Below are 12,237 nucleotides of genomic sequence, written 5' to 3'. Positions count from 1 at the left end.
TTTGGCTGTTTGAGCGTAACCTCTTCATGAGGTTGCTTCGTTTGTGAAAATTTTTGTGCAGTAATTTTCGGTTCCGGTTGTCAGTTGTTTCCTGGTTTCAGCCCGTAGATGCTCCGTTTCAGCTGGTGATATAAATGCGGTCCGCTGTAGAAAAAGGCAAAACCGGGTACCGTATAAAAGGTTACGTAAACGTGCATCCATCCCCAGCTGGCTAAGAAGCCGGTGTTTCTCATTCCATATTTTGCTTTTTGGGGCATCTAATTCTGCAATTAGCTCTTCGCGGGTCTGATAGCCAGACCAGATTGCCTGAAGCATTCGCATCCGGAATGGTGTGATCTTTCTGTCGAGCATCTCCCGGTATAACAGCAATGACATATAGTCCATCAGAGGTTCTTCCAGATGAAATATCTGTGGTACCTCTGATAATCCTCCCGGGAGCGTCGGAGATTTCAGAAAATCTGCCAGAAGGCTTTTTTCAGGGCAGTGACCGGGAGGGGCAGTAAGCAGTTCACAGAGTTGCTGACTGGTGACCATCATGGATAATTCGTCATGCATCATACAGGGAAGATCCCCCCACACCCTGAGTATGAGTTTGTCATTGAAGAAGATCTCGTCGCTGATTATCAGTGCCGGATGGCCAAATATTTCCTGTCTGAGTGCGTAGAAAAGGAAAACATGCTCCCGTGGTCTGAGGCATAAAATCAATAATGCCCTTGGATCCCGAGTGAGTTGTTTTATAAGTGATGGCAGAGTGGTAATCGCTTTGCATTGACTGTCGGGTAGAATCGACGTTACCAGACTCTGCACGGCACTGACCACAGGCCAGCAGTCACCGTAAAGGATAATGGTTCCGCTTGCTGGAAATGTCATTTTAGGTTCAGTCATTATCCATGCCCTCCTTCACGGGGTGTGGATTTCCCTTTCTCAGATTATTCCAGAGAAGCGTGGCCTGTGAGGTGTCTGCATTACCGATACGGCTGCGGGTCAGGTGTTTTTTTTCTCCTGGACTTCGTTTTTTACGAGACTCAGGAGGCATTACGCGGGTGACCTGTATTTCATAACGGTACACATTGTTAACCAGTAACACCTCCCGACTTTCAACGATCACCCTTCGGGTTTTATTGCGCACATAAGCCATCAGGTAGCTGGCGCGCTGAACAGGAATACGGAACGCTTCCGAAATCTGACAGCGGTTCACCCAGTTATGTTGCTGCATACACCACCATGCCACTAAAATATACAGAGGTTCTCCATGGTACTGGCGGACGCTTTCCGGGATGAAGCTGGTATCATGGTTAGTCCTGCCGGGATAATGAATATCATTTTCCGGAAAGATAAGTTGCTTCTTTGCATGTGTATTGTCAGGGTTCATAAAGACTTCTCCACTAATAATATAAAATGAATGGTAGAGGAATAAAAATATTTTTATTTATGTTTTATGAGTCATTGTTCGCTATTGAAGGTAACTATTGCTTTACTCTTAAATATAGCTAACAACAACAGTCATTGCTGCAGAAAAATTACCCGTCTTAATATCATTGCCTGGTATGGGTTCAACTTTTGCTCTGTATTTTTTTATAATTCTGCCGCCGGAAGTATTATCGAGATTAATAGTCCCCATATCTGCATTCGTATTAAATTTAACCGGAGTTCCGGACTCATCAACTATCGACAGTCTGAAGCCATTGTATTCTCCTTGTGTATTTTTAAGTGTCACGGAACTGTCTGCGTCAGCAAGCGTTAGGCCGTTAGTCTCAAACTTTACAGCCAGTGCTGCTGCAAACGGTGTCTGAGTGCCGATATTTTGTTGTGCTGTTACCGTAAAGGGGATTTCTCTGGCCTCCATAGTCTCTTTATACTCGGTGTAAAAACGTCCCATCCGGATCACTGACGGTGAAATAATAACACTACCAGATTTCTCAGGAATAAACCTGAGATTAAAGGCGGAAACGCTTAAAGGTTTGAATGAAACAGAGGGTGGATTAATACCTATCGGGTTATAGGGTAATATATTAATTACGCTTGATGGCATGCTTATGTTCAAAAAAGTATTTGTAAATACCTGATAGACAAAAATACGTAACGTCAGTGTTCCGCTTCGGTTATATACTTTCTCCGGTTCCATCTGTTGCCCAAACACCTTTGAGCTGGACCAGCCAGAAAACCCTGCCTGTATTTCCTCCCATGTAAATGTTACGGGCGACCCTCCCCCTTCCTGAACAATGATATCCATTCCAAGACCACTTTTTTTTATAGCAGTGACTACCTCTGCCAGATTATAAAGATTAAGAGTAGTGTAGTAAGAAGGCCCGTAACTTTTCCATTTTGTATAACAGGTATAACTGATGGGAACGGTAACCCTATGTAATTCCTGACCTGTGGCATATTGCCCACCCTTCAGATTAATATTTTGAATACTGACATGTCCATTCGCGTCACAATATGACCAGTCGATGGCTGCCTGCGCAGAATTACAGACAGCAAGGAATATTAACGACCCTGACAGAATCAATATATTTAGATTTAATAACCGTTTAATCATGAAGCAGCCTCCCCATCCTTAAGCGCGCAGTTCAGGGCGCCGCAGGTATAGCGGTTCATCTGCAGTCCACCGTAGTCGTCGACATAGCCCACCCACAGGCGCGCCATACCGGACGGGAATGTTGCCTGAAGCGGCAGACTGCCGAAAGGAGGGACCATCACAGCTTCACTGAATCCAACCAGCCGGTGCTCGCGGTCGGGACCAAGCCAGGCCACGGTAATGTAGTAGGGCGTCGGGTTGGTCAGAATTATCCGGGAACCCTGATGCTCCACCACCAGTTTTTTCTCTGGCATATCGTTGCTGCCCCTGACTATGGACGCGGGTCTGTAAAACAGCTTCAGTCTGCTCTGCAGGGCAAACTGGAGAACGTTGGTGGTGTCCGGCTTCGGTGGAACCCCCCGGACGTTAAACCAGAACAGAGTTTCACGGTCCTGCGGCAGTTTTTCCAGCCCTCCGCTCCGTACCTGCGTGATGCGAACCTGCGTCTTCTGGCCGCCATCAATACGCTGCAGAGGTGGCAGAACCATGAGTGCGTTCGTCCGTTTACCGCTGCTGTCATCCACCCAGGACTGGGCGAGAAATGGCATATCCCTGCTGTCGTTGTTCAGCGTGATGGATACTGCTTTGTCCTTGCTGTTCATGATAATGCGGGTTCTGTCGACGTTGATGGTGGCGAGTCCCGCCTGGCTCCACGCTACCGCCAGTACGAACGCCATCGCATTTGCTAATCTGCTTTTTTTCACTTTTCCCTCCATCAGATAGTGCTGTACTTAACCGGGTCTATTTGCAGGGCAACAACAGTGGCCCCTGGCTGAGCGTAAACTTCTCAGGCAGGGTTAACCGACACTGAACTCTGCCGTCCCAGGACACGGCAATACCCTGTCGGTCCTCGCTGCAGATGCCAGCCATATAAGTCAGTCCGTCGTCGCCAACCATACCCAGCGTTCGCCCTGAACGTGATGAGACCACCTGTGCGCCGAACGGCGGTGCCTTGCCGTCAGCTAGGCGCAGACTCCCCATGACCTGCTCACCCTGGCTGGCGTTAAGCCGTCGGTATCCGATAGCACCCTCTGTCAGCGTCTGGCTTATCACCGAGTCGGTAATCTCCACATCATCCGGCAGGGCGGTAACATCAACCGCGATATCGCTGCGCTGATAGCTGCCGCCGCCACTGACCACAGCAATGCCAAAGTGGTTGGTGATGCCGCTCCCGCCCGCAACCGGGATGCCGGCCACTCCATCGGTATCTACCATCACCCGGGGTTCGTTGCCGGACACGGACTGGCTGAAGGCCACACCCTGCCGGGTGGCGGTGACCGAGCCATACCAGCTCAGACCCAGACTGCGGTACTGTGCTGGCTGCAGGGTGGCATCTGCACCAAGCTGGCCCCAGGGCTGTCGACTCTGAAGGCTGCCGCTGAAGCTACTGTTGTTGCCGCCGTCTTTATCCTTGTGGGTACCGGCGCTGATGTTCCAGGTAGTGTCGGGATTATGAAAATCGCTGTAGTTCAGATTCTGCTGCATGCTGCCCTGGTTATCGCGCTGGGCGTTATAGCTGATCTGGCGGCCTTCACCCCAGGGAATGGAAAACGACATATACACCTGATTTTGCATATTGCCTCCGGCATACTGGTTGCGGGCGAGGGACAACGAAGCGTTAATGCCCCTGATGCCGCCCAGACTGAAGGTTTTATTCAGGCTGAGCATGTAGTTGTTGTTTGATTCAGCATTCCAGTAGTTCAGCCGACTGAGCGATATAGCGGCACTCATGGCTGGCCCGGAAAAGTACTGGTTGTAAGTGATGGTATAGCTTTGCTTTTCGTGCCACACATCGCCGCCGTCTGCTGCTGCGCGTTGCAGATATTCCGGTAAGGAAAGATAGTTGCGGTCCGAGAATCGATACCCCACAAACGCCAGCGTACTGCCGGTTTTATCGAAGGTTTTTGCATAGTTAATCCGGTAGCTGTAGCCGGACGGTTTTTTCCCGTGCGGCAGACGCGCATCTGAGCGAGTAATGTCGGCGGATACGGCGCCAAGAAGTCCCATATTCTGGCCAACCCCGAGCGCGACGGACTGATAGTCGCCAGCGGAAGCAATGACACCGCCGTAGAGTGACGTGTTATTAAACGCCCCCCAGGTGGCCTCACCCAGCATAAAATCCGGGCTGACAGCGCGGTTGTTATGTAGCCCACCGTACAGCGGACGACCCGCTGCCACCTTGTAACGGAGCTGCCCTTTACGTGCCATAAAGGGTACGCTGGCAGTATTGACCTGCCAGTTGTGCGTGGTGCCGTCGCTTTCACGCACGGAGACATCAAGGTTGCCGCTGATATTTTGGCTCAGATCAGGCAGCACAAAGGGACCGGGGGAGACCCGGGTCTGGTAGAGAATGCGTCCGTTCTGGCTGACCGTCACCTGGGCGTTGCTGTTCGCAATCCCGCTGATTTGTGGGGCGTACCCCTGCAGGGAGGGCGGTAACATTCGCTCATCGCTTGCCAGCGTCAGACCGGCAAAACGGAATGAGTCAAATATGGCGGAACTGAGATACGTTTGCCCCAGCGTCAGCCTGGACTGTATCTGTGTTAACGGTCGGAACAGGTATATCTGTGGCAGATAGAAGTCTGACTGAGAGGCGTTGCCGCCGCTGTCATAGCGGCTGTACTGGTAATCGCTGCGCAGACGCCAGGCACCCAGGTTGAGCCCGGCAGTGCCGTACAGACTGTAACTGGTGGATGACTCCCCCTGTTGTGGCATGTAGCGGTTCGCCATAAGGTTATAGTCCAGGAGCGCGCCGGCTACGCCATGACTCCAGCGGGAGGGGGGGACCCAGTTAAGGTCCTGATACTGCATCCAGGCTTGCGGCAGAGTAAAGGTCAGCCGCTGTTCTGCGGCGTTGTACCGTATTTTGCTGTCCGCGGTGTGCAGGTCCAGACAGTGACTGCCGTCGACACCAGGAACTGGCTTCAGTTTACGGATGATGTCATCCTTAAGCCCCAGCAGATCCACCATGCCTGGCGTGACGCAGATGACCGAACTCTTATTACCTGAAACTGGCACCACGTTGACCGGGTATTGCTCACGTACCGACTGGTCGTTCAGCCAGATATCAAGCAAATAGTTTCCCGGCGCAATATAGCCGTCCTGGTTGAATGCTGACAGGTCTACGTTTTTATCATTCGCCGCGTTTAACAACTGAGCGTTGAACTCCGTCGCCCGTGCCGACAAAGCGGAATACGTCAGCATTATCAATATGGTAGGCCGGGTCAGTTTCATAGCATCGGGGTCGCTGTCGTCGTCCATGTAAGAAAGAGTGGGGAGATACACTTTTCGCAGACAAAACCATCCCGTCGCCGCTTCCGGGACGGTTTTGATAACCACTGCGTTTTTTATTTGGCTGTAAAAATTACATATAGGTCAGGGTGTAAGTGACTGTGGAATCTACAGAGCCTGGGGTGACAGCACCGGTTGCGAGAAGGCGGGCAAAGAAGCGCAACTGGTTATCACCAGCCTGCAGTTGCTGGGCATCACCGTCCGGCATAGCTGTGTTTGCTTCAATAACGGTGTTGTTATCACTCTTGAGCAATTGAACGGCGACGTTCTGGGCGGTTCCTGTGCTGACGTAACCCTTGTTGTCTGTTGTACCAGTCCCACTGAAAGAAACCTTAACTTTGGACATCAGGCCTATCGGATTGGGATTAGTCGCTCCAGTATCCGGGTCGAATGCACATTGAGTCAGACGAATAACGATGGGCTGTGACGGGGTGGTGTCGTTAGCTGCACTAAGTTGTCGGTAAGAAATCTGACCAAAGGACACGACAAGCGCATCGTCACCAGGGGCAACAGTGCAGGGAGAGTTAGTGATAGTACCAGTGAAATGGATTGTCCCACTCCCGAAAGGACCAGTTGTTGGTGGTGCAGCGGAGACCGTCGCACCAAACATCATTGCAGCGGTAGCCAAAACGGTCAGTGAAGTTTTTTTTAACATAACAATTCCTTGGTTTTTAACGAGAATGTCCCGGGTAAATATTTTGATGGCATGAGGCAGTCGGCTGTATGAACAATCGTTCTGACATGGAATAAATGCTGACATTGGCAGACAGAAGTAAAAAAACGAATTGGTTAACTGACACCATCAACTCTGACTCACGCGGGGATATTTATAAGAAAAGTCTTAGAATGATTAAATGTAGTAATATCGATCGTATCGATCGAGTAAGTCGATCGTAATTTAAGAATAATTTGCAAAATTACTATTGGATGAGAGATTATAAGGTCTCTAATCTCTGCTATCATTATGGAATGTGCTATATAGCTACTGCGTAGATGAAAAATAATCCTATTGTTGATTTTTTAAATCTCTGTAAGATATTGCTTTTTATAATGCTCTGTTGGTTTGCTATATAAAATTGTTTTTAAGTTAAATATACTGTTAGATAGCATTAATTATTGGTTTTTTTCTGTGTCATGTAATTTTTCTGATATTTTGAACTTCTTTACAAAATATTAGTATCCTCTTGGCACTAAAATATTAATTAAGTTACTTATTTTAAATTGTGTGATCTGTATCACTAAATCCTGGTTGGTATTGGTTGCGCCATGTTTATGATTATTTCCAAATATGGTTTTGAAGATATTCTGCTGGAAAGCCATGTCGCTTTAGATCCAAGCCGTATCGCTGCACAGGTGGTCAGCGGTATGGGGGTCCTGGGGGCAGGGACAATTATCATTCAGAAGCAAATCGTAAAAGGGTTGACCACAGCCGCTGGTATGTGGGTCACCGCGGCCATTGGACTGGTGATAGGTAGCGGTTTGTACGAGATTGGTATTTACGGTGCTTTTCTGACTCTTGTTGTGCTGGAAGTGTTTCGTCAATTGAGTAATCGCTTGCTCAGCAGACACTGTGGATTGCTGGTCAAACTCAGCCCGCAGAGTGTTTCGAGGGTATGTACGATGCTGCAGACGATGTCAATCCGTTTTGATTTTCGGTCACTGAAAGAAAATCCGTCTGAAGATAAAGTATGGGAATTATTTCTGGTACTGACATTACGTCCAGGAAAATCAATAAGCAATCTTTGTCCGGAGATTCTGAAGATTGAAGGGGTGAAATCAGTCGCTATCAGATAAGTTGTTAGAGAAATATGGAGTTGTTGACCAACACCCGAAGTGTGAAAAAAAGACACAGGCATCTATCTCTGAATGAAGATGTCCGTGTGCCTGAAGACAGCGGGTTATCTCTGAATCCAGAACATTATCATTGCATGTGCTCTGGTCACTGCATATCCAATAATTTTTCCCTGACATCAACAGATACCAGTTAGTCAAAACCAGCTTTTCTTTTAGCCAGTTCTGTTTTATTAACTCTAATGTATTTTTTAACCCTTTATACCTTTTCATCATGCCCAGTCGCTGAAGCTCGTTCAGTAAAATATGACAAAGAGATGGGGTGTCAGTTGTGAATGGTTCCGGTAATTCGCACGATGGCGGGAGGACATATGCTGGCCCGGTTACAGGATTCAGACACCGGACCAGAAAAACTGGTGCGATGAATGCTATTTTTTTTCCATTTGAAGAGGCTGCGTTTACCCAGGCCAGAGTATGATAACGCAACGTTTCCTCATGTGAGTCTTCCTGAACAATATTACTATTAGTAATTTCATCCAGTCGAAACTGTATTGTCGCCAGATAATTATCTGGTGATGTAATTGATATTTGTTTACGCATTATTTAACTCCTGAAAGGAAGGTGCAGCGGGGATGATGTTTGTACGGAGATGTTATTCAGCGTGGAATAAAAAAGAGGGACTCCAGGGTCCCTCAAAGCTTAATACACTTAAGTCTCATTTTGAAATCGTACCAAATCTTCATGAGGAGAACTGGTAGGAGTTTTCTTTATGATGTAGGTATGTTTAACAATACTGTGATTTAGATCTGATATTTGAACATACGCAACGTATAGCTGGGGGGCGTCTTTAGTTTCGTCACTCAGTCAGGGAAAGATACTGGGGCTCTGTGTAATCGCTGCAGATCGGAACGACAGGGCATTTTCCTGTAATAATTTATGCTCAGCGTCAGAGAGGCCCGCCTGGGTTCTGTCCACTCTGAAGACGGTTATTTTTGTTTCATTACTCTGATACAGATCATTCGTTATTCGGGTTGTATTGTATGCCTGACGGAGCAGAGTTTTCATTGTATGGAAACACTTCTCCGGAAGTGAGTCGTATCGGGAAAGGTAAAAAGTGTCCTGGTTGAGCATCAGTAGTGTCTGATATGAGTGGGGAGAAATATTGCTTCCAATCCATCTGAGAATTGTTGGTGGTGATGGCCTGCCCCTCAATTGTCGGGTTGCTGCCAGTTCACTTACTTGTCGGTAGACGGTATCCTGAAAACATCCGATTGTCTCAGGGCCAGGGCAGTCCAGCGTCAACCGAAATACAGCCAGACGTGGGTACTGGTCGATGGCCTGCTGAACTACCCGCTTTACTTGCTGCATTTCTGCCAGCTCATCGTTTAAATACTCCATAAGATTTCCTGAAATAACATGAGTGTTAAAGCGATCTTCATCATATTAAGGAAATAACCCATGCCCAATCAGTTCGCATCTGATTGCTTGTCAGTTTCTTCGATACTGTAGATGCCTGTTCCGCATGAAGTGCAATGCTTTTTCCCACTGTAATGATTTCCACACCACACGCAATGCCAGAACAGCACCATTACAGGTGCATCCAGATTGCCGATGATTCTGCGTAGTTTTTGGCATCGGGCTTCGGCTTTCACTTCAGGATCGAGATGAGTACATTGCATCAGAACGTTCGTCGTCACTGTTCGCTGGTCATGTTCAAACCAGGGGGCCTCACCAGATGAACCCGCATGAAGTATCAACTGACAGCCACAGGAAGAGCAGGTCCATACCCTGCCTGGTGACTGCATCGCGTCTTTAGCAGTCACAATATGCCCGTCACGATTCTTAGCAAGGTAGCATTTCAGCATGCGCATGCCAGTACCTCGACCAGGATGTTATGTTCTGTAATGTATCTATCGGTCTGGTAGGCCAGACTGCACCGTCTACCGTTGTGTGCGAGGAAGAATTTGGCAAACATCTTCAGACTCCTGAGGGCTGGCGCAAGTCGTTCCGAAAAGGGAAGTCTGCGCCTTGCGATTAGATGGATTAAAGGGATTAAAAGGGGGGATCGGTATGGCTGTCACATAATGGAATGCTGACGTAAAAAACTGTCAGACTCAGAAATCGAAACTTCGTCGGCGCACGGTGAACCGATGACCAGCTACTCCGTTACAGCCATACAGTAAGCGCGTATTTTTATGCTCAATTCAGGTCGTATGCTCCGGTACATTGCGCATGCCGCTCGGTACCGGATCGCTGTTACGGACAGGTATCCGATCTTCACAGTGGCCGGGTGGCACGAATGTAATCCTCAGTCAGTGCCGATAAACCATTGAACTCTTTTTGTCGTGTATTGATCCACTTCTTCAGTGTGGTCGGAAGCAGCAGATGCAGTACGTACCATGCTTCCGGCTCAATCCCTTTCACCAGCTCACACCAGCACAGCAGCATCAGTGATTCACGTATACCGGGCTGTGGATACTGGCGGAATAGCAGCGATAACTGCTCTGCAAGGGCACTGAGTCCCAGCCGGTAACATTCACTGCGCAATATCCCCGCCAGCGATGGCCCTTCAGCACGTTTAATGATTCGTCCCGCTACTGATTCTTCTTCCACACAAGCAGCCTGTGTTACCGTCAGCAAAAACTGCGGAATAATGAGCAGTCCGGTAAGCTCGTTCGGTAACGAGCAGGACGTCACGGTCAGCCTGTGCCACTTTTTAATTTCAGGCTGGCAGAGCCCCTGAGTGACCTGCAGCCGGGTGAGGTCATCAAGCCAGGCCTGACAGTGCGCGGTAAAAATGGTTGAGTTCATCTGTAAATCCTTATCGTTGAATCGCAGACAGCGCCGTTCCGCCAGTGTGAAGCGGTGCGGGAAACGGCATCTGTGGAAAGTAATGCGGGATTGGGGGGGAAGATGTGCTTTCGTCTCTGGCATCAGTTGCCGGTAAACAGCAGATATTCATCCATCATCAAGGTTAAAACGGGATCACTATCCTGGCGGTCACCCAGCCAGAGATAAAGCGCGTCGTCTGGCTGTCCGACCAGACGCTCCAGCCAGTCGCAAGGGTCATCCCCGCACATCAAATCGCGCCAGCACAGCCAGACTATTTTGTATCGGATTTCCTGACTGGTCAGTCGCTGTAGCATCACCAGCAGTGCCCGTTGTACCGGGAACTGCTTCAGTCGGGCGCATTCACTCAGCAATATGCCTTCCAGCATGGGATGGTGAAGCAGCAGCGTGGTGTCTGAATCCAGCCGGGTGGACATGTCCTCTGTCACCGTGATGACCGGGGGTTGATTACCGCAGAACAACCGGTACAGAGCATGAGGTACCACGGTAGTGACCTGCCCCGTACCCGTGAAGCGGAGCGAACCTATGGTGAGCTGATGACTGGCCTGGATGTTCGGTTGACACAACCCATGTCGTACAGCCAGACGGGTGAAATCGTCCAGCCAGCGCTGGTAATGCTGCAATAGGAAGTCATGACGGGAATACGGCGTTTTCATGACAACGCCTCTACGGGAGTTACAGTAAGTTTGTGGGTCATTGCCAGGGCGGAATTCTCCCCACGGGATGCATCAATACGGGCCTGCAGCCAGGCTTCGACTTCACTCTGTCGCCAGCGGGAACTGCGACCAAACTTGATGGGTGCCGGAAACTCACCGTCTTTGATGAGCTTGTAGAACCATTTATCTGTTAACCCTGTGAGCCGGGTGATAAAAGCCATATCGACAAACTGGTCTTCAAGCAGGGAAGGTTTAATTGTCATGATGAGATTCTCCGGTAGCTAAGTAAGTACCGGAGTCGTGTGATGAATCACTGTAGCTTTCTCCGGCATAACAACCGGAACTGACGTAAAAAAGTGCGTCGTTTTATCGAAGCCCTCGCGGTCTGCCCAGTCCACTTGCGGGTGGTACCTCGCTGGCCCCGTAGTAAGTCTGCCCGTGTTTTGATTTCTCCTTGGCGAGATAGCTGATGATGTAGCGCAGGTTGTCGATGGCTGTAGCATCATCGTAATTGACGGGGCGGGTGATATCGGCTTCGTAGCATTTCTTACGATCACAGCGATTGTGGTACCCCTCACCCTGTGTAATCTTCTGCCAGACAGCCCCTGCCTGTTCAGCCACCGGAAAGGTGGCCTGGTTATGGTGACCATCAAGATACATCACAATATGGGCATGGCATTTGTGTCGGGAAGTACACTCCAGCACCCAGAAGTGACCCACGATGTTGCTCTCTAACATCAGATGTTCTGTTAACTGGCGTACCTCCCTTTCTGTCTCGTACCATCCGTGATGGTTATAACGCCATGTGTCATTCTGATAGAACACATCGAGTCTGAGGGGCTGAAGGCGGGAGTAACGTTCCAGTAGCTGATCAAGATGGTGGTTCAGTAACGACAGCAGGAACCAGTTCATTGTGTATTTGCGGTTCCAGGGCCAGGGAAAGTCCATGATTTAATCCTCTGTAGTGTGTGTACAAAGGAAGGTGGTGATACGTAATTTTTATGCAGGAAAGTCACAGTATTTCTGTTTACTGAGCAGTACTGTGGGGACAGGAGATATACAGACGGG

12 protein-coding genes and 2 pseudogenes are annotated in these 12,237 nt (G+C 49.1%); 1 reads left to right on the top strand and 13 read right to left on the bottom strand.

All coding sequences use genetic code 11. The annotated features are described in order from the left end of the window. Window positions 1–24: 24 nt before the first annotated feature. From SK39_RS08565 to SK39_RS08540, 6 genes are all read right to left on the bottom strand, one after another. On the bottom strand, window positions 25–885 hold the full coding sequence (locus tag SK39_RS08565; RefSeq protein ID WP_048216901.1) for a hypothetical protein: 861 nt from the start codon (window positions 883–885) through the stop codon (window positions 25–27). Then, window positions 878–1,372, bottom strand: coding sequence for a CaiF/GrlA family transcriptional regulator (locus tag SK39_RS08560; protein ID WP_048216900.1), 495 nt, complete (start codon window positions 1,370–1,372; stop codon window positions 878–880). Before SK39_RS08560 ends, SK39_RS08565 begins: the two co-directional genes overlap by 8 nt. Before the next feature lie 108 nt (window positions 1,373–1,480). Continuing rightward, on the bottom strand, window positions 1,481–2,542 hold the full coding sequence (locus SK39_RS08555; protein WP_048216899.1) for a fimbrial protein: 1,062 nt from the start codon (window positions 2,540–2,542) through the stop codon (window positions 1,481–1,483). After that, complete coding sequence (locus SK39_RS08550; protein ID WP_048216898.1) at window positions 2,539–3,285, bottom strand: fimbria/pilus periplasmic chaperone; 747 nt, start codon at window positions 3,283–3,285, stop codon at window positions 2,539–2,541. Before SK39_RS08550 ends, SK39_RS08555 begins: the two co-directional genes overlap by 4 nt. 37 nt (window positions 3,286–3,322) lie before the next feature. Beyond that, entirely contained in the window at window positions 3,323–5,815 is a 2,493-nt protein-coding gene (stdB, locus tag SK39_RS08545; RefSeq protein WP_048217404.1) for a fimbrial outer membrane usher protein StdB, read from the bottom strand. A gap of 130 nt (window positions 5,816–5,945) precedes the next feature. Continuing rightward, entirely contained in the window at window positions 5,946–6,527 is a 582-nt protein-coding gene (locus tag SK39_RS08540) for a fimbrial protein (protein ID WP_048216897.1), read from the bottom strand. A gap of 587 nt (window positions 6,528–7,114) precedes the next feature. Here SK39_RS08540 and SK39_RS08535 point away from each other — a divergent pair. Next, window positions 7,115–7,666: pseudogene (locus SK39_RS08535) on the top strand (MgtC/SapB family protein); the annotation flags it as partial. Here the strand turns inward: SK39_RS08535 and SK39_RS27085 are convergent. The 7 genes and pseudogenes from SK39_RS27085 to SK39_RS08505 form a co-directional block, all read right to left on the bottom strand. Beyond that, window positions 7,649–8,263: a hypothetical protein gene (locus SK39_RS27085; RefSeq protein ID WP_156182976.1), complete on the bottom strand. Its 615-nt coding sequence runs from the start codon at window positions 8,261–8,263 to the stop codon at window positions 7,649–7,651. The pseudogene SK39_RS08535 and the gene SK39_RS27085 overlap by 18 nt on opposite strands. 264 nt (window positions 8,264–8,527) lie before the next feature. After that, entirely contained in the window at window positions 8,528–9,061 is a 534-nt protein-coding gene (locus SK39_RS27545; RefSeq protein ID WP_231593815.1) for a hypothetical protein, read from the bottom strand. A 68-nt stretch (window positions 9,062–9,129) separates the two neighbouring features. Then, a complete protein-coding gene (locus SK39_RS08525) occupies window positions 9,130–9,534 on the bottom strand; it encodes a putative zinc ribbon protein (protein WP_075261953.1) in 405 nt (134 codons plus the stop codon). 406 nt (window positions 9,535–9,940) lie between these two features. Continuing rightward, window positions 9,941–10,474, bottom strand: coding sequence for a hypothetical protein (locus tag SK39_RS08520; RefSeq protein WP_048216896.1), 534 nt, complete (start codon window positions 10,472–10,474; stop codon window positions 9,941–9,943). A gap of 122 nt (window positions 10,475–10,596) precedes the next feature. Further along, window positions 10,597–11,169 carry a hypothetical protein gene (locus SK39_RS08515; protein ID WP_048216895.1) on the bottom strand — a complete coding sequence of 191 codons (573 nt, stop codon included), beginning with the start codon at window positions 11,167–11,169 and terminating at the stop codon, window positions 10,597–10,599. 62 nt (window positions 11,170–11,231) lie between these two features. After that, a pseudogene (locus SK39_RS08510) lies at window positions 11,232–11,432 on the bottom strand (helix-turn-helix transcriptional regulator); the annotation flags it as partial. 103 nt (window positions 11,433–11,535) lie between these two features. Then, the gene (locus SK39_RS08505) at window positions 11,536–12,117 is read right to left on the bottom strand and encodes a YagK/YfjJ domain-containing protein (protein WP_048216893.1); all 582 of its coding nucleotides are present in this window, start codon (window positions 12,115–12,117) and stop codon (window positions 11,536–11,538) included. Window positions 12,118–12,237: the final 120 nt, after the last annotated feature.

Origin of the sequence: Citrobacter sp. BIDMC107, assembly GCF_001037575.1 — a bacterium.
Taxonomy (GTDB): domain Bacteria; phylum Pseudomonadota; class Gammaproteobacteria; order Enterobacterales; family Enterobacteriaceae; genus Citrobacter; species Citrobacter freundii.
This window is presented reverse-complemented; position numbering and strand designations above follow the sequence as displayed.

What these genes read in the sequence shown, in the direction of transcription:
- SK39_RS08565 (WP_048216901.1), bottom strand. Translation starts at nt 885, where the DNA reads ATGACTGAACCTAAAATGACATTTCCAGCAAGCGGAACCATTATCCTT.
- SK39_RS08560 (WP_048216900.1), bottom strand. Translation starts at nt 1,372, where the DNA reads ATGAACCCTGACAATACACATGCAAAGAAGCAACTTATCTTTCCGGAA.
- SK39_RS08555 (WP_048216899.1), bottom strand. Translation starts at nt 2,542, where the DNA reads ATGATTAAACGGTTATTAAATCTAAATATATTGATTCTGTCAGGGTCG.
- stdB (WP_048217404.1), bottom strand. Translation starts at nt 5,815, where the DNA reads ATGAAACTGACCCGGCCTACCATATTGATAATGCTGACGTATTCCGCT.
- SK39_RS08540 (WP_048216897.1), bottom strand. Translation starts at nt 6,527, where the DNA reads ATGTTAAAAAAAACTTCACTGACCGTTTTGGCTACCGCTGCAATGATG.
- SK39_RS27085 (WP_156182976.1), bottom strand. Translation starts at nt 8,263, where the DNA reads ATGCGTAAACAAATATCAATTACATCACCAGATAATTATCTGGCGACA.
- SK39_RS27545 (WP_231593815.1), bottom strand. Translation starts at nt 9,061, where the DNA reads ATGGAGTATTTAAACGATGAGCTGGCAGAAATGCAGCAAGTAAAGCGG.
- SK39_RS08525 (WP_075261953.1), bottom strand. Translation starts at nt 9,534, where the DNA reads ATGCGCATGCTGAAATGCTACCTTGCTAAGAATCGTGACGGGCATATT.
- SK39_RS08520 (WP_048216896.1), bottom strand. Translation starts at nt 10,474, where the DNA reads ATGAACTCAACCATTTTTACCGCGCACTGTCAGGCCTGGCTTGATGAC.
- SK39_RS08515 (WP_048216895.1), bottom strand. Translation starts at nt 11,169, where the DNA reads ATGAAAACGCCGTATTCCCGTCATGACTTCCTATTGCAGCATTACCAG.
- SK39_RS08505 (WP_048216893.1), bottom strand. Translation starts at nt 12,117, where the DNA reads ATGGACTTTCCCTGGCCCTGGAACCGCAAATACACAATGAACTGGTTC.